Raw genomic sequence first — 16,668 nt, forward strand, 5'->3', positions numbered from 1 at the left:
TCAGAAGGAAAGAATACACTGCACTCGAGACGCGCTGTGAATACATCCTTGTAAGCTCGTAATCGGCATTCATGCCTCATACGGTCCCGAGCGCAGTGTATTTTTTCCTTTCCGCTTTTTTGTATGTATTGATGTAGTCAATTTTCGACGCGATTTTAGGTGATGCTGTCACTTTGCATGGGCGTTGATCTAAAAATGCTTGACCACCACACCAGCGTACGACATGGAGTCAGGCAAGCTAAAAACTATAAGTGGTATCGTTATCAAGCCAAGGATTTTAGTTGGTGCTATTAGCAAGAATTTCAAGGAGTGAGTAATGTCAGATGACAAGTTATCATTAATCATTAACGGTGAAAGCTTTGTATTGGATGTAGATCCTAAGATGCCCGTCTTATGGGCGATAAGAGATCTGCTTGGGTTAACAGGCACTAAATATGGCTGCGGTTCTGGATTATGTGGAGCTTGTACAATCCATTTAGACGGAAAACCGGCACGAGCCTGCTTAACGACTGTTTCCCAAGCGCAAGGTAAGCAAGTAACCACTATTGAAGGACTTGAATTTTCTGAACTAAAACGGGCGTGGAGCGATAACAATGTCCCACAGTGCGGATATTGTCAGTCTGGTCAACTCATGTCTGCGGCGGCACTACTTGCGGTAAATTCATCACCGAGTGACGAAGATATTGATTCCGCTATGTCCGGTAATATCTGCCGTTGTGGTACTTATACACGGATCCGCGCTGCCATCCACGATACCGCTAAGAAGAGAACATAATAATGAGTAGCTTTACAGCAGTGAAGAACTTTAGCCGTCGGGATGTGCTTAAACTATTTGGAGCAACAGGAGGGGGTTTGGTTTTAGGTTCAAGTGGGTTAAGTTGGAGCCCTATGGCACTGGCACAAAACCAAGAATCGAGATTAAACCTGTTTGTGGCCGTTGGAGAAGATAATAAAGTCTACCTGACTTGCCATCGTTCAGAGATGGGGCAGGGTATTAGAACAGGAATACCGCAAATACTCGCTGACGAGCTAGAAGCTGACTGGCAACATGTGGTCGTGGTTCAAGGTTTAGCGGATAAACGTTATGGCAACCAGAATACCGACGGATCGCGCAGTATACGCAGACAGTACGATAGAATGCGCCAAATGGGGGCTATGGCGCGGACTATGTTAGAACAAGCAGCTGCGAATGCTTGGCGAGTACCTGTTGGGGAAGTGAAAGCCAAGAACCACCAAGTTGTGCATGTAAAATCGGGGCGAAGCATTAGTTTTGGTGAGCTAGCACTTGCTGCCTCAAAACTGCCCATGCCAGAAGCGGATAGCGTCAGACTAAAAGAAAGCAAAGATTTTAGGCATATTGGACAATCGCACAAGATTGTCGACATGGATAAGATGCTGTCTGGCAAAGCTCACTATGGCTATGACATTAGGCTAGACGGCATGCTATATGCCAGCATAACCCGGCCTCCAGTTCTGGGTAGTGATGTAGAGAAGCTAAACGATAGTATGGCTCGCAAGGTCGCGGGGGTTGTGGATGTCATTCAATTGCCTGTACCCAAAGGTGCACCTAAATTTCAGGCTTTGGGTGGTGTAGCGGTTATTGCAACTAACACTTGGAGTGCTCTCCAGGGGCGTAAAGCACTCGAAATAACGTGGGCTGCGAGTGCTAACGATAGTCACAACAGTACAAGTTACATGAAAACACTCGTGCAGCGGGTCAAACAGCCTGGTAATTTGGTGCGTCAGCAAGGGAGCGAAAATACTGATTGGCCAGAAAATTCTACCTTAAATGCAGTATATACGCTGCCGTATTTGGTCCATGCTCCGATGGAAGCTCCTGTTGCGACAGCTTCAGTTACTGCTGATGGCTGTGAAATCTGGGCATCGACACAGACCCCGCAAAGCACGCAACAAAATGTTGCAGCAAACCTGGGCCTAAAAGAGGAACAGGTAAAGGTTAATGTCACGCTTTTGGGTGGGGGCTTTGGGCGAAAGTCCAAGCCAGACTTTAGTGTAGAGGCCGCACTATTGTCTCAAAGGCTAAAGCGGCCAGTTAAAGTAAGTTGGAGCCGTGAGGATGATATTCAAAACGGCTACGTGCATGCGGTTAGTGCTCAATTTTACCAAGCAAAGCTTGATGGTGATCAAAAGCCAGAGGCTATGCTGCAGCGTACAGCCTTTCCATCCATTAGTTCTACCTTCGCTGAAGACGTGGAGTATCCCTCTGCCGGAGAACTCGATCTTGGATTTGTCGATATTCCTTTTACTGTGCCAAATTATCGTTGTGAAGCAGTGAAGGCACTGGCGCATACTCGTATCGGTTGGATGCGCTCAGTCAGTAATATCCAGCATGCATTTGGTATTGGTAGCTTCGTCGATGAATTGGCACACAATGCCAAGATGTCCTGTCCAAAAATGTGGAAAGAGATGTTGGGCCAACCTAGGCTGGTCGATTTTTCCGGCCAACAATTTAATTATCGTAATTACGGAGAAGATCTATCACGTCACCCAATAGATATTGATCGCTATCATCAAGTGATTGATATTGTCGAAAAAAGTATGAGTGAATATGCGCCTACCAAGCCAGGGCAAGGCTGGGGCTTTGCCGTTCATCGTAGCTTTACCAGCTACGTGGCTGTAGCGATTTTGGTGAAGGTGGAAAACGCTACTCTTAAGGTATTGCAAGCAATCTCAGCCATTGATGCTGGGCTTGTGGTTAACCCTGATAGGGTTGTGTCGCAAACTGAAGGCGCGGTGATTTTTGGCTTAAGCTTAGCGATGATGGGGGAAATAGCCTTTAAGGATGGTAAGGTTAAACAGTCAAACTTCCATGATTACCCTGTGCTGCGTATGGGGCAATGCCCTGACATTGAGGTAACAGTGGTGAGTTCGGATGCAGCTCCTGCGGGTGTCGGTGAGCCCGGGGTACCGCCTGTGGCCCCTGCATTGACTAATGCGATATTTGCTGCAACGGGAACTAGAATTCGAGATCTGCCTGTTAATAAAACATTAAAAGTTTAAACTGCTCGCACAATCGTGCCTGGGTATAGATGTAGTTGCCCAGGTCATATACTAAAAAGGGGGAAGGAAAGAATACTCCTCATACGGTCCCGAGCGCAGTGTATTCTTTCCTTGCCCCTTTTTAGTAACGCCTTTAGCAACAGTAAATTACGGAGCAGAAGGCTGAGTAGTTTGTTCGCTTACTTAAATTTGTTAAATTTTATCTAGCTCCATATGCAGTAGAGGATACGGTTTTCCTTGACCATCTAGCGGAGATCTACCTACTACAATAAAACCTAAATGCTCATAGAACCCTAGGGCTTGACGGTTCTGTTCGTTGACATCAACTTTCATAGCACCTAGATTTTCAATGGCATACTGAGTTAAAAGAGTACCAACCCCTGAGCCTCTTGATTCAGGTGAAATGAACAGCATCTCAATATTCCCATCAAGAACCCCACAGAATCCGATGATCTTTCCATCTTCATCCTTTGCACACATCAAATCTACCGAATCGAAGTATTGTTCTAAGATGAGCGGTTTTAGATTGACAATATCCTCTTCCTGCAAGAAGTCGTGAGTGGCTCGTACAGAAGCCTCCCATATTTTGATCAGCGTTGGATGATCGCTTTTACTTGTTGCCTCAATCTTCATAGTATTATTTTGGTAGAAATATAACGTCTTTGTTCAGTGGCGGGCAGCGAAGCGGGCCGTCGGCTGTAACCGATTGTTAGCCGCGGTCGCACCGATAGTTCATGGCGACCGCGCCGTTACGGAGCGGCTTTGCTGATACCAGCTCAAGCCGCCGTGTGGTGAGCAGCCCACTTTGGTACAGGATCGGGCCGTGCCCAGCGATCCTGGGGTGGATGAGAAATTTGTACTCATCGATGAGATCCAGCTGATCGAGCTCTGTCGCGAGTTTGCCGCTACCAAGGAGCACACCAGCCGGGGTCTCGTCCTTGAGTTTCTGCACACCCGTGCGAAGGTCGCCGGCGATGTGGTGGCTATTGGTCCATGGGTAGTCCTTTCGCGTCGACGACACCACATACTTCGGCTTTGCCTCCAGCTTGACCGCCCACTCGCGAATCGCGGGTGGTGCCTCCATGTCGCCGTGCGCAACCGCCGGCCAGTAGCTCTCCATCATCTCATAGGTGATACGACCCCAAAGTATCGCCCCGCTCTCATCCATGAGGCGGGTAAAGTAAGCGTGTGTCTCGTCGTCGGCGATCCCCTCCTGGTGATCGACGCACCCGTCCAGCGTGACGTTGATACTGAATATCAAGAGTCCCATGCGGCTAGTCTCTGGCTAACGCACGCCACACAGGCGAGCAGCTGGTTGCGAGTCCAGCGCACGCAATACGCGATTGTGCAGGCGCTTGTTAAGTGTTTTACGTGTCGCAGCCGACATAAATTCTATTTCCATGTATTTCGGCAAACCAAAATGGCTCATCATCTTCGGAGTCAAAGAACTGGATAAGGATAAAATCTGGCCCCTGAAAAACTATATCCTTTACTTCGAGGGCATCAATCTCCGAGTGCTTTTCTACCGGACACTGTTCTTTTGCTAGATTTTTGATATCGATGATTTTGGCTTCAATAAAACCCTGAGTGTTAAGGGCTTTAGCAACATACCGCCCCAGTCTATCTTTAGGCTGGGAGATCCCATCATACAAAATACTGATCTGAGACCCGTTGTATTTGCCCAGCCAGTATTCAGAGTCTTCGTCCCAGCAAAATGAGCCAACACCCCCAATCATGATTGTGGCTTCAGGCTCTTCTTTCTTTCTGAATAGATCTTTGAGAAATTGCACGGTTCTTCCTGTAAAACTTAACGGTTTATTAAAGAGCCGATGGCTCACTATTCATGTGGCCACTATTTCTGAAGTAGACCTTTTAAGCTCCACAGAAGGCCATTATTTACTATAGGTTATAGATTTTCGACTAAATAGTAACCAGAGATGGTGAGCCACAGGCTCAAGTCATCCGGTTCAACCGCCCGCTCTTGAACACATTTTACCCACAATTAAATCAACACTGCTGGGTCAGAAGAAAAGAATACACTGCACTCGCTGTGAATACATCCCTGTAGGCTCGTAATCGGCATCCATGCCTCATACGGTCCCGAGTGCAGTGTATTCTTTCCTTCCCTAGTATATTTTTGATTTTAAAGCCTATTACAGCAGTGTAGTCTGGGTATCCTGTTAGAGACTCGTCAAGAATTGACAAGTTTTATCTAAGTTTCTATGGGGTACTTATCAATATTTTTCCTCATTGGTATAAATGTTATAGATAACGTATCGGAAAGCGGATATTCAATTGAGGTGTCAGCTACAAATCCATGGCGAGAATAGAGCTTTTGACCCGGCAGTGTCGCCATAAGTTCAAGGTGACTAAATCCTTTATCTCGTGCTTCTCTTTCACATTTATACATAAGTGCGGAACCAATACCCATACGTGCATAGGATGGCCTAACAAAAAATGCTCTAATCTTTGCCGCATCTTTAGCTGGGTTTAGCATTTTGGGGTTTCTACCTGCCTCACTATCATTACCAAATAATGTCTCCCTATAACTCCAGCCTCCACAAGCGATTAATTGTGATCCAGTTTCAACTGCAAAATAGGTCTCGTCACTAATTAATTGTGTATCTACACCCCATGCCGACTTTAATGCCCCTTCAATTTGTTCATTTGTATATTCATTTGCCGCTAACGTTCTTACCGATTCATCTATCAGTAATTCGATAGCTGGAATATCGGATAGCTTAGCTTTCCTTATTGTATAGTCCATTTTTCCTCCCACTATTATTGGATATTGTAGATTTACCACTGGGTCAGAAGGAAAGAATACACTGCACTTGAGACGCGCTGTGAATACATCCGTGTAAGCCCGTAATCGGCATCCATGCCTCATAGGGTTTTGAGCGCAGTGTATTCCTTCCCCCTTATTAGTATGCGGCTTAAATGCTGATAAAGGTTTTACAATGCACATTTCATTAAAACACAGCCTTCATTATGTGGAATTAACTTATGTGGCTTCAGGTCAATTGATTTCACTTGCTCAAATCTGTTTTCTCTATAAAATTTGATGGCTTTTTTGTTGTCGGAAAATTCAATTAGACTTAATTCATGGCAGCCATTGCTGAGGGCCTTTTTCTTTGTGTGTTCGAATAAAGATTTTCCGATACCTTTCTTCCTGTATTTGCTTAATACACATATGGCATCAAGGAAGTAACTGCCTTCAACTCTGGATAAGTAAAAACTTCTAAAGTGATCCAAGCGATTGGCGGAAAGAAATTTTTTTAACTCTGCCGTTATGCAATGGAATTTAGCAGGGTAGGACAGTGCTGACCCGACGATTTGACCTTCATTTTCAGCAACTATAGTACTTTTGTAAGAGTGTGGATATACATCTTTTTCCAGGCCGTAGGAAAGAACATCTTTCGCTGTCATATTTGGCACTAAGTTATGAAAAAGGTACTCGATTGCTCCTTCAGAAGCGATATAATTTAGCTCTGCGATTTTGCGGCAATCATTTTTTCTGCCTTGTCTATAAGTTACTATCATTGTTCCCTCCGTTAAGGGGGTCTATTACCTTCTTGTTCAATATTCTTCAATCTTTTGGATCTGATTTTGATAAGCCAGCTTATAAATTAAGCGGTATCAAATAGCGTTTTACAACAATAGTGCGATTTTCGTTAATATAGCCCTGTTTCAGATGGAAGTCTTGATGATTTTGCTTATTTCCGTGACATCTCTAGTTTTCAAAGCGGTTTACGATCAGAGTGTGGCTTAGCGGGAATATCTAGACCTTTCAAGAAGTCGCAATGCGGAGTGTGATCGCTCTGAAGGCCCGCGCTCGGCGAACCTTAAAGGCCACAACGGCCGAGCAGCAGCTCTATACGCTACGAACTGCGCCTAACATCTGTAACCTTCAAGTCCCACAGAGATACTGGGGAATTATTCAGCAGGTACCTGGCTGCAATCATGGCATTTTGGTAGTGTTATAGATCAGAAGCTGTTGCTGCGCAGAGCGGCAGTTCAGCTTCAGTCCTGTTTTTTGATCAAGTAGTTATAGTATATTGGTGTTTCGAGGGAATTCATGTTTCAAAAATTAAAGGCATCCCTAGGTATTGGTGCCGCAAAAGTTGATACGCTATTAGAAAGCAGTAGCCTGCTTCAGGGTGGGGTAGTCAAGGGTAATATCGAAATTGTTGGAGGCGATGTCGAGCAACAAATTGATGCAATTAATTTGAAGTTATGCACTGAAGTAAAAGTGGAAACTGATGACGGGGATAGTTATCAGCAATTTGTTCTTGATCAAATTCAGGCACTAGAACCATTCTCAATTGGGGTGAACGAGACTAAACAAGTTCCCTTTGAACTCAAGCTAAATGATGAAACGCCCATCACCGCACTAAATGCCAGCAAGAACCGCTGCCGAGTCTGGCTGGAGACGACGTTGGATATTGATTTTGCCTTGGACCCCAAAGACAGGGATCTATTACAGATAAGGCCCTTACCTGTAATAGAGAAGGTGCTTTCAGCGATAGAGCGGGGTGGCTTCAAGATGGTGAAGGCCGATGTGGAGAAAGGCTACCTGCGGGGCGGTAATTTTTCATCAAAATCTGGCTGTTATCAGGAGATCGAGTTTAAAAATAGTGGCCTTTTAAGCTCAAAAGAAATTGAACTTTCATTTATCCTTGAAGGTAATATTGTGCACTGCCTGGCAGAAATTGATCGTAGGTTCGATATAGGTGGAGATCAATATATTGCTTTCTCATTATACCAAAGTGCAAGTGACATTGAGGTTGGGGCGGCAGTAGAGCCCATTCTTGCGCGGTGATGGGCACCACTTTCTAAGTAGCCTTGCAGCCCTTAGCCAATAGCAGGGTAGGTGGCTGGTATAGTTAAAGCCATGGACTTGGTATCGGTTTCAATACTGCAACTCCTTCACGGCCGGTTTTTGCTCGTGAAAAAGTTGCAGCCTATGTCGATTTTTGCTTTACAAAGGGCAGGGAAGCTCTTTATTCGCTAAAATCTGCAGTAATTATTGCATCGGAGAATCCCTGATAAGCGGCTTCAAAGGTTTTTGCCATTGGGTCTGGAAATAGGTGGAAGTTCCCATTTGCGAGTGATTCAACAATGCCCCTGGCCACAGTACTGGGCGCTTCCCCTTCTTCCAATCCGGCCTGCTTGGCCATATCGGTTTCTATTGGGCCGGGGTGCACACTAAGTACTTGTACACCACGCTCCCCAAGGGTTTCACGAAGTGCCTGGGTAATTGCGTAGCTTGCGGCCTTTGAGGCGGAATAGGTGCTCACCTGAGGGAAAGTGCGCAGGGATACTACTGAGTTCATTTGCACCAGTGCACCGCGGTTTTTTTCCAGCTGTGGGGCAAAGGCCTTGGCTATCCGGACAAGCCCGAACAGGTTTACATCCAGCTCATGTTCCAGTGCTTCTTCAGCCTGCTCATTGAGTGGCTCGGTAGGAACTAGTACCCCGGCATTATTAACGAGGATATCCAGGTCTTGGATCTCTTTTGCTAATAACTGTATTCCATTGCCATCTGTAACATCCAGTTGAACGGCAACCACTTTATCGCCGTATTTCTGCGTTAGCTCTGCGGTGCTTTCAGGATTGCGCACTGCGAGGTAAACCTTTTTTGCTCCCTCCTCAATAAAAGTTTCCACGATGGATTTACCGATGCCACGATTGGCGCCAGTGACCAGTGCAACTTTGTCTTGAATGGAAATGCCCATCTCGATTCTCCTGTGATTGATTGCTGTCTTCAATTTGTACCGATTGGTATAATTTGAGATAAATTGTACTGTTCGGTACAATATTGTCAAATGATTTTTGAAGAGTTTTCACTATGGCGGGGCGCAGACCTGAGTTTGATAAAACCTGCGCATTGGATGCTGCGATGCGGGTATTCTGGAAGAAGGGCTATGTGGGCGCGTCGCTCGCCGACTTAACTGGGGCTATGGGGATCAACAAGCCCAGTCTTTATTCTTCATTTGGCAATAAAGAGGCACTTTTCATACTGGCATTACATCAGTACTTGGAAAAACATGCCAAAGATCGCCTGACTCATTTGACCGCCCAAAACTTGACATTGAAACAGCGGATCTCAGGTTACTTACTTGCGACGGTAAGGGGACAGTTGGGAGAGGGGACCCCCAGAGGCTGCTATTTAGCTCAGGGCTTGTCGGAGACTGCAGGGGAAGGGCTACCGAAGGCCGCTGTTCAGGCCCTCAAGGCTGCCGATGAGAAAAATATGCAGCAACTGGTAGATTTCTTTCGCGGTGATCTAGAGTGCCAGCGTCTGGGCCTGGACCAACAGGCCGAGAAAGCTGCACTCTACTTGATAACACTCCTTCATGGTACGGCCTCACTGTCGAGATCGGGCAGATGTGGGGGTGAGCTGGAGGGTATCCTGGAGTTTGCTTTACGCGGCCTGGGTGTGGATTGAGAGTCATCAAAAGATGTTTTTTGCCCCCACCGATGATGGCGGGGGCCTGCCAAATGTTGTACTGGCCTCAGAAGCGTCTTCGGAACATGGGCAATGGCTGATCTGTTCCCGTTTGGTAGCTATCGCCGAAATCACTCATAGAGTTTTTCAAGCTGGCAAGGGGCTGCTCACCTTCGAAGGCATAGGCGTTGAAGCCGCAGCGCCGCAGGTAGGTGAGCTGATCGCGCATAAATCCACCGACTGCGCGTAACTCGCCTTTAAAGCCATAGCGCTCACGTAACATACGCCCCGCAGTGAAACCGCGACCGTCAGCGAATGCGGGAAAGTGTACGGCGATCAGCGGGAGTTCAGTCGCTTCTTCACCAATTAACTCCGCACCTTCATCACTATCAAGCCATACGCCGATTTCACCACCGCGGGCTGCAAAAGCCTCACGGTTATCGCGCCACTGGCGCAGGGGCACAATGACTTTGCCGGCGGGCAGGGCGATGAGATCGAGGTCTTCACCGGCTTCAAGTTGAGGTATTAGTTGCCACTCATTGGGACGGATTTCGCCATTGAGAATCAATTCCGTGGGGTTGCCTGGCTGCGGGCCCAGTTTAACTGGCTTTGGCATAGATTCTCTCCTTGAAGGGCTGCAGGCCGATGCGGTTGTAGGTGTCGATAAAGGGCTCTTCAGACCGGCGCTGTTCGACATAAAGGTCGAGAATTTTGCCGATCACTTCTGGCACTTCAGCACGGGAGAAGCTGGGTCCCAGTACTTTGGCCAAGCTGGCTTCGTTGGAGGCACTGCCGCCCAGTTGTATTTGGTAGAATTCTTGTCCCTTTTTGTCCACGCCGAGGATGCCGATATGACCCACATGGTGGTGACCACAGGCATTCATGCAGCCGGAAATATTCAGGTTTAGATCACCCAGGTCGTAGAGGTAATCCATATTATCAAAGCAACGCTGGATTGCCTCGGCTACCGGGATGGATTTCGCATTGGCCAGCGAGCAGTAGTCGCCGCCGGGGCAGCAGATCATATCGGTAAGGGTGCCGATGTTTGGGGTGGCGAAGCCGTATTGGCGCGCTTGCTGCCACAATTCATACAGCTTGTTCTGCTCCACATCTGCGAGCACCACGTTCTGATCGTGGGTGACCCGCGCCTCACCAAAACTGAAGGTATCGGCGAGATTGGCAATGGCGTCTAGTTGGTTATCGGTAACGTCACCCGGAGGTATGCCGGTGGGTTTTGTGGACAGCTTAACGGCGGTGTAGCCCGGTACCCGGTGGGGGTAGGTGTTGCGTTCAAGCCAGCGCGCAAAGGCTTTGTCACTCTCAGCCTGTTGCTGCAGTGAGATTTCGCTGGCGGCACCGTCGAGTGTTTTGTATTCAGGGGCAGTAAAGAAGGACTTAGCCCACTGCAAAGCTTCTTGGGTGAGCTTTTCTGCGCCGTCTTTTATGTGCTGCCATTCCTCTTCTACGCGGCGGCCAAACTCCTCGGGGCCAAGGGCCTTTACAAGGATTTTGATTCGCGCTTTATATTTGTTGTCGCGGCGGCCCAACTGGTTGTAAACCCGAACAATAGCCTCCAGGTAGGAGAGCAGATCCTCTTCTGGCAGGAATTCACGGATCGTTTCGGCTATCACGGGGGTGCGTCCCTGACCACCACCCACCAATACCTGGAATCCAATTTCTTCACCGCGCTTGACGATCTGTACGCCGATATCATGTACACGAATGGCGGCGCGATCCTGTTCAGAACCGCTTACCGCGATCTTGAATTTGCGCGGTAAAAAAGCGAACTCCGGGTGGAAGGTGGACCATTGGCGAATCAATTCGCAGTAGGGGCGTGGGTCGGCGATCTCATCGAGGGCAATTCCCGCATAGGGGTCTGAGGTGGTATTGCGGATACAGTTGCCGCTGGTTTGCACGGCGTGCATTTCAACTTCGGCCAGTTCGGCGAGGATATCGGGGACATCTTCCAACTGTGGCCAGTTGAACTGCAAGTTTTGGCGTGTAGTGAAATGCGCGTACCCTTTATCGTAATCGCGGCTTATGCGTGCGAGGCGACGTAATTGTGCGCTGTTGAGCAGGCCGTAGGGTACGGCGATGCGCAACATGGGGGCCAACCTCTGAACGTAGAGGCCATTCTGTAGGCGCAGCGGCAGGAATTGTTCCTCGCCCAATTCACCGGCGAGGTAACGTTCCGTCTGGCTGCGGAATTGGGCTACGCGATCGTTGATGATGGCGCGATCCCGGTCGTCGTATTGATACATAACAGCTTGATTCCATTGCCTTTTTGCGCGGATGGGAGAGAAAAGGGCAAGCCCGGATGATCTCCGCTGGCGCGTAACATAGCAGCGCGCTTATGCAATAAATAACAATATTTTCCGCTATATCTGTAACCAATGGTTATATAGAAGGAAAATTGCTCGTGCTTGCTGCCTTGCGCGATATACGGGGATTTGCTCTACTTGACCCGTCGTTCCAAACGGCCAATCTACTTTGAATAACAAAAATGAGCAATCGGAGTCATTCGATGAATGAAGAAGTAGTTGTTACCCCGGAAGAAGACAACTTTGTAGACGCCATTGCCGCTGTGGCTTTGGTCGCCATTTTTGTCGTCACTTGTGTCTTCTGGGTTGCCACCCGTTAGTATTCCTCTCGCCCGGAGCCAGGTATTACCGGGCAAATCCCATTTTCCTATATCAATGGGATTCCACATACTGAAGTCGGTGTGCTAATGGTGGCAGGTTAGAGGGGAGAGGATTTGTATCCTGCTCCCGAAGCGTTTCGCCTGCGCAATCAACCCATATTGCCGAGGACAGTTCTTACGATCAGTGCCAGGGTAAGCACGAATAGTGTTGTGAAGATGATACCGGCAATCACATAGTTCACCATGCTGCCGCTCTGGAAGTCCCGCTGGCGATTTTTGTTGCTTTGAACGCCGATAGCGGCGGCCAGAGTGCTCAGCACTACCTGGCCAAAACCAGGTTTACCATCCTTCTTGTTATGATTTTTCTGCATAGGCTTACTCCTCGAGATTAGGGCGCAGCCAGCGTTCCAGTTCCAGTTCGCTGACACCTTTTCGCTCGGCCAGATTTTGCAGTTGGTCCCTGCCAATTTTGCCGACATTAAAGTACTTTGCCTGTGGGTGGGCGAAATACCAACCACTCACGGCAGCCGCAGGCATCATGGCAAAGTGTTCGGTGAGGCTGACCCCTGCATTTTGCTCCGCTTGCAGCAGTTTGAACAGGGTGGCTTTTTCTGAATGATCCGGGCAGGCCGGGTAGCCGGGGGCGGGACGGATGCCCTGGTAGGCTTCCTTGATCAGTTCCTCGTTGCTGAGCTTCTCGTCTGCCGCATAGCCCCAGTACTCTTTACGCACCAAACGGTGCAGTGTCTCAGCAAAGGATTCAGCCATGCGGTCCGCCAGGGCTTTTACCATGATAGCGCTGTAATCGTCGTGTTTGGCTTCAAAGCGCTTGGCCAGCTCGTCGGCGCCGATACCCGTGGTCACTGCAAAGCCGCCTACATAATCAATTTGGCCGGATGCCAGTGGGGCAACGAAGTCTGCCAAAGAGCGGCACAGGCCGTCGCCACCGCGCTTCTGTACTTGTTGGCGCATTTGATGCAGGCGAGCCAATTCCTCAGTGCGGTCCTCGTCCTTGTAGACGATGATATCGTCACCGACGCTGTTGGCAGGCCAGAGGCCGAACACGGCACGAGCACGTAGCAGTTTTTTGTCGATAATCTCTTGCAGCATACGTTGGGCATGCTTGTAGAGATCAGTGGCGGCTTCCCCTACGATTTCATCTTCCAAAATTGCTGGAAATTTACCCGCCAAATCCCAGGAGATAAAGAAGGGGGTCCAGTCTATGGTGTCGAGCAGATTATCCAGGGGGAAGTTGTCGATCACGGTAAGGCCCAGCTTGTTGGGGCGCACTGGCTGGTAGTTTTTCCAGTCAAATTCCGGTGCAGTGTCCCGCGCTTCTTCGTAGGTCAGACGGGTGTCATTGCGTTTGCGGTTGGCAGTGCGGATGCGGACCTTCTCGTATTCGGCCTGGATTTTTTCTACATATGTCGGGCGCAGCTCATCGGAAATCAGATTGCTGGCTACACCTACGGCGCGGGATGCGTCGGCCACATACACCACTTGGTTGCGGTGGAACTGAGGGTCAATTTTTACGGCGGTATGGGCTTTGGAGGTGGTGGCGCCACCGATCAGCAGCGGTATATCAAACCCCTGGCGCTCCATCTCGGCAGCTACGTGAACCATTTCATCCAGCGAGGGGGTGATCAGGCCGGACAGGCCGATAATGTCACATTCTTTTTCCCGTGCGGTTTGCAGTATGGTTTCTGCAGGCACCATCACGCCGAGGTCGATCACTTCGTAATTGTTGCAGGCCAGTACCACGCCCACTATATTCTTGCCGATATCGTGCACATCGCCTTTTACGGTGGCCATCAGGATGCGGCCATTGGAGCGACTATCCTCGGTTTTTTCCGCTTCAATAAATGGCTGTAAATAGGCTACGGCCTGTTTCATCACCCGGGCTGACTTCACAACCTGGGGTAAGAACATTTTTCCTTCACCAAACAGGTCGCCGACGATATTCATACCGTCCATTAGCGGCCCTTCAATCACGTCCAGTGGGCGGGAGGAGCAGGCACGGGCCTCTTCAGTGTCTTCCTCGATATAGTTGTTTATGCCCTTGACTAGGGAGTGTGCCAAGCGCTCATTGACGGGCAATTGGCGCCAGCTCAGGTCCTCTTTGCGCGCGGCACCGCCGCCATCTCCCTGGTATTTGGGGGCTATCTCCAGCAGGGCTTCAGTGGCATCCGGGCTGCGGTTGAGAATTACGTCCTCGACTTTTTCTCGCAGTTCCTCTGGGAGTTCGTCGTAAACCGCCAGCTGGCCGGCGTTGACGATACCCATATTTAGGCCAGCTTTAATGGCATGGAACAGGAATACCGAGTGGATGGCCTCACGTACCGGGTTGTTGCCCCGGAAGGAGAAGGAAACGTTGGAGACGCCGCCACTGATCTGGGCGCCGGGCAGGTTCGCACGAATCCAGCGGCAGGCTTCGATAAAGTCCACCGCGTAATTGTTGTGTTCCTCAATGCCGGTGGCGACGGCGAAAATATTCGGGTCAAAAATAATATCGGTGGGATCGAAACCAACCTCATCTACCAGCACATCGTAGCTGCGTTTACAGATTTCGATCTTGCGCTCGAAGGTATCTGCCTGGCCATCTTCATCAAAAGCCATCACTACCACAGCCGCACCGTAGCGCAGGCACAGTTGGGCCTTCTCGATAAATTCCTCTTTGCCCTCCTTGAGACTGATGGAGTTCACGATGGGTTTGCCCTGGATGCATTGCAGGCCGGCTTCGATCACCTCCCATTTGGAGGAGTCCACCATAAACGGCACCTTGGCGATATCCGGCTCGGTGGCGGCTAGGTTGAGAAAGCGACGCATGGCGGCGAATGCGTCGAGCATCGCCTCATCCATATTGAAGTCAATTACCTGTGCGCCATCTTCTACCTGGGCAGCCGCCACTTGCAGGGCTGTGTCGTAATCCTCCTCCAGGATCAGGCGCTTAAAGCGGGCGGAACCTGTGACGTTACAGCGCTCGCCCACATTGACAAAGAGGGCAGCTTTATCGGCAACAAAGGGCTCCAAGCCGGATAAGCGCAGGGCCGGTTTGATTTCCGGTAACTGGCGCGGAGCGATATCGGCTACTGCCTCGGCAATCGCGCTGATATGGTCTGGTGTTGTGCCACAGCAACCGCCGAGAATATTTAGAAAGCCGCTGCGGGCAAACTCTGCGACTATCGCGGCAGTTTGCTCCGGGGTTTCGTCGTATTCGCCAAACTCATTGGGCAAGCCTGCATTGGGGTGTGCGGAGACATAAGAGGCACAGGCGCCAGAGAGTGCTTCTATATAAGGGCGCAATTCAGTGGCGCCCAAGGCACAGTTGAGGCCTACGGAGATCGGTTTGGCGTGGGCAACGGAATAGTAAAACGCTTCCGTCGTCTGGCCGGAAAGTGTACGGCCGGAAGCATCGGTAATGGTGCCGGATATCATAATTGGCAATTCGAAACCCAGCTCCTCAAATAGCCGCTGTATGGCGAAGATGGCTGCCTTGGCATTGAGGGTATCGAAAATGGTTTCGATGAGGATTAGGTCACTTCCGCCTTCAATTAGGGCACGCCCAGCCTGCAGGTAATTTTGGACCAGCTCATCGAAAGTGACGTTGCGTGCGCCGGGATCATTCACATCCGGCGAGATACTGGCAGTACGGGAGGTGGGGCCTATGACCCCTGCCACCCAGCGGGGCCGTTCTGGAGTAGATAGGGCATCTGCCGCGCGGCGGGCGACTTCTGCGGAGGTGTGATTGAGCTCCTCTACCAAGTCTTCCAAATCGTAGTCGGACTGGGATAACTGGGTTGCGTTAAACGTATTAGTTTCGATGATATCGGCACCGGCTACCAGGTATTCCCGGTGGATCTGCTCAATCAGCTTTGGGCGGGTGAGGCTTAACAGGTCGTTATTGCCTTTGAGGTCGCGGTGGAAATCGGCAAAGCGCGTGCCCCGATAATCTGCTTCCTCAAGTTTCTCCCGCTGGATCATGGTTCCCATAGCGCCGTCCAGAATCAGGATACGCTGAGTGAGTGCAGCGCTCAGTTGCTCCAGGCGTTGATGTCGGGACTGCAGGGACATTTACTAATCCTTATATTGTCGATGGCGGGAAAGGCGTCAATCTTAGCACAGGACCGCTAACCGGAAGGGGCCAACTTCATACTGAAACAGGCAACTCCCACAATAACCGGCAATCTTTCACTAAAGTTGAGCAATTTATATCTATAGTTTTGCCTCTTATGGAAATAAAAGAGAAGGCAACAACTTCATCTCTGCATAGTGCTCTTGGGTCCTACGGGAATTGAATAAATAGTCGATGCTGGTGGATTAAACCTTACACAGGGATGAGTTTCTCGCTTGGTCACTGACACGGCTATGCTCATTTTGGTGGCACTGGGTTCATTTATTCAGATCATGGTTTTTGGTAGGGCCTATGCTCTGATTCTGCACGAGCTGGACGGTTAGCTGGTAAGTACCAAGCGCGGAGCAGCCAACCAATGGTTCGCCGGAGAGAAGCAGTTTGTAGGCGTGTCCGGGCGTTCAAAATCGAGAACACCAATCATTG

At 49.5% G+C, this 16,668-nt stretch carries 14 protein-coding genes; 4 read left to right on the top strand and 10 right to left on the bottom strand.

Going from position 1 to position 16,668, the window contains the following annotated elements:
* Nucleotides 1-316 precede the first annotated feature (316 nt).
* The gene (locus ACCI49_RS17655; protein ID WP_371840461.1) at nucleotides 317-775 is read left to right on the top strand and encodes a (2Fe-2S)-binding protein; all 459 of its coding nucleotides are present in this window, start codon (nucleotides 317-319) and stop codon (nucleotides 773-775) included.
* Between the two features lie 2 nt (nucleotides 776-777).
* On the top strand, nucleotides 778-3,021 hold the full coding sequence (locus ACCI49_RS17660; protein WP_371840462.1) for a xanthine dehydrogenase family protein molybdopterin-binding subunit: 2,244 nt from the start codon (nucleotides 778-780) through the stop codon (nucleotides 3,019-3,021).
* Nucleotides 3,022-3,213: 192 nt separating this feature from the next.
* On the opposite strand, the gene ACCI49_RS17665 is transcribed toward ACCI49_RS17660, so the two are convergent.
* The 5 genes from ACCI49_RS17665 to ACCI49_RS17685 form a co-directional block, all read right to left on the bottom strand.
* Nucleotides 3,214-3,654, bottom strand: coding sequence for an acetyltransferase (locus ACCI49_RS17665; protein ID WP_371840463.1), 441 nt, complete (start codon nucleotides 3,652-3,654; stop codon nucleotides 3,214-3,216).
* A gap of 76 nt (nucleotides 3,655-3,730) precedes the next feature.
* On the bottom strand, nucleotides 3,731-4,291 hold the full coding sequence (locus tag ACCI49_RS17670; protein WP_371840465.1) for a dihydrofolate reductase family protein: 561 nt from the start codon (nucleotides 4,289-4,291) through the stop codon (nucleotides 3,731-3,733).
* A 97-nt stretch (nucleotides 4,292-4,388) separates the two neighbouring features.
* On the bottom strand, nucleotides 4,389-4,811 hold the full coding sequence (locus tag ACCI49_RS17675) for a hypothetical protein (RefSeq protein ID WP_371840466.1): 423 nt from the start codon (nucleotides 4,809-4,811) through the stop codon (nucleotides 4,389-4,391).
* Nucleotides 4,812-5,233: 422 nt separating this feature from the next.
* Entirely contained in the window at nucleotides 5,234-5,788 is a 555-nt protein-coding gene (locus ACCI49_RS17680) for a GNAT family N-acetyltransferase (protein WP_371840467.1), read from the bottom strand.
* Between the two features lie 188 nt (nucleotides 5,789-5,976).
* Nucleotides 5,977-6,564, bottom strand: coding sequence for a GNAT family N-acetyltransferase (locus ACCI49_RS17685; RefSeq protein ID WP_371840468.1), 588 nt, complete (start codon nucleotides 6,562-6,564; stop codon nucleotides 5,977-5,979).
* Between the two features lie 535 nt (nucleotides 6,565-7,099).
* Between ACCI49_RS17685 and ACCI49_RS17690 the strand changes: the two genes are divergently transcribed.
* Complete coding sequence (locus ACCI49_RS17690) at nucleotides 7,100-7,843, top strand: sporulation protein (RefSeq protein WP_371840469.1); 744 nt, start codon at nucleotides 7,100-7,102, stop codon at nucleotides 7,841-7,843.
* A gap of 181 nt (nucleotides 7,844-8,024) precedes the next feature.
* Here ACCI49_RS17690 and ACCI49_RS17695 read toward each other — a convergent pair whose 3' ends face one another.
* Nucleotides 8,025-8,759, bottom strand: coding sequence for an SDR family oxidoreductase (locus ACCI49_RS17695; protein ID WP_371840470.1), 735 nt, complete (start codon nucleotides 8,757-8,759; stop codon nucleotides 8,025-8,027).
* Nucleotides 8,760-8,872: 113 nt separating this feature from the next.
* Between ACCI49_RS17695 and ACCI49_RS17700 the strand changes: the two genes are divergently transcribed.
* Entirely contained in the window at nucleotides 8,873-9,472 is a 600-nt protein-coding gene (locus ACCI49_RS17700; protein WP_371840471.1) for a TetR/AcrR family transcriptional regulator, read from the top strand.
* Nucleotides 9,473-9,539: 67 nt separating this feature from the next.
* Here ACCI49_RS17700 and ACCI49_RS17705 read toward each other — a convergent pair whose 3' ends face one another.
* From ACCI49_RS17705 to metH, 4 genes are all read right to left on the bottom strand, one after another.
* The gene (locus ACCI49_RS17705; protein WP_371840472.1) at nucleotides 9,540-10,088 is read right to left on the bottom strand and encodes a DUF934 domain-containing protein; all 549 of its coding nucleotides are present in this window, start codon (nucleotides 10,086-10,088) and stop codon (nucleotides 9,540-9,542) included.
* Complete coding sequence (locus ACCI49_RS17710; protein WP_371840474.1) at nucleotides 10,072-11,733, bottom strand: nitrite/sulfite reductase; 1,662 nt, start codon at nucleotides 11,731-11,733, stop codon at nucleotides 10,072-10,074. Before ACCI49_RS17710 ends, ACCI49_RS17705 begins: the two co-directional genes overlap by 17 nt.
* A gap of 529 nt (nucleotides 11,734-12,262) precedes the next feature.
* Nucleotides 12,263-12,484 carry a DUF2970 domain-containing protein gene (locus tag ACCI49_RS17715; RefSeq protein WP_371840475.1) on the bottom strand — a complete coding sequence of 74 codons (222 nt, stop codon included), beginning with the start codon at nucleotides 12,482-12,484 and terminating at the stop codon, nucleotides 12,263-12,265.
* A gap of 4 nt (nucleotides 12,485-12,488) precedes the next feature.
* Entirely contained in the window at nucleotides 12,489-16,184 is a 3,696-nt protein-coding gene (gene metH, locus ACCI49_RS17720; protein ID WP_371840476.1) for a methionine synthase, read from the bottom strand.
* Between the last annotated feature and the right edge of the window lie 484 nt (nucleotides 16,185-16,668).

Origin of the sequence: Microbulbifer epialgicus, from assembly GCF_041447265.1 — a bacterium.
In the GTDB taxonomy this organism is placed as follows: Bacteria; Pseudomonadota; Gammaproteobacteria; order Pseudomonadales; family Cellvibrionaceae; genus Microbulbifer; species Microbulbifer epialgicus.

Bases quoted from the DNA above. Each gene is read 5' to 3' on its own strand.
- ACCI49_RS17670 (WP_371840465.1), bottom strand. From the start codon at position 4,291: ATGGGACTCTTGATATTCAGTATCAACGTCACGCTGGACGGGTGCGTC.
- ACCI49_RS17705 (WP_371840472.1), bottom strand. From the start codon at position 10,088: ATGCCAAAGCCAGTTAAACTGGGCCCGCAGCCAGGCAACCCCACGGAA.
- ACCI49_RS17665 (WP_371840463.1), bottom strand. From the start codon at position 3,654: ATGAAGATTGAGGCAACAAGTAAAAGCGATCATCCAACGCTGATCAAA.
- ACCI49_RS17690 (WP_371840469.1), top strand. From the start codon at position 7,100: ATGTTTCAAAAATTAAAGGCATCCCTAGGTATTGGTGCCGCAAAAGTT.
- ACCI49_RS17695 (WP_371840470.1), bottom strand. From the start codon at position 8,759: ATGGGCATTTCCATTCAAGACAAAGTTGCACTGGTCACTGGCGCCAAT.
- ACCI49_RS17710 (WP_371840474.1), bottom strand. From the start codon at position 11,733: ATGTATCAATACGACGACCGGGATCGCGCCATCATCAACGATCGCGTA.
- ACCI49_RS17655 (WP_371840461.1), top strand. From the start codon at position 317: ATGTCAGATGACAAGTTATCATTAATCATTAACGGTGAAAGCTTTGTA.
- ACCI49_RS17700 (WP_371840471.1), top strand. From the start codon at position 8,873: ATGGCGGGGCGCAGACCTGAGTTTGATAAAACCTGCGCATTGGATGCT.
- ACCI49_RS17715 (WP_371840475.1), bottom strand. From the start codon at position 12,484: ATGCAGAAAAATCATAACAAGAAGGATGGTAAACCTGGTTTTGGCCAG.
- ACCI49_RS17685 (WP_371840468.1), bottom strand. From the start codon at position 6,564: ATGATAGTAACTTATAGACAAGGCAGAAAAAATGATTGCCGCAAAATC.
- metH (WP_371840476.1), bottom strand. From the start codon at position 16,184: ATGTCCCTGCAGTCCCGACATCAACGCCTGGAGCAACTGAGCGCTGCA.
- ACCI49_RS17680 (WP_371840467.1), bottom strand. From the start codon at position 5,788: ATGGACTATACAATAAGGAAAGCTAAGCTATCCGATATTCCAGCTATC.
- ACCI49_RS17660 (WP_371840462.1), top strand. From the start codon at position 778: ATGAGTAGCTTTACAGCAGTGAAGAACTTTAGCCGTCGGGATGTGCTT.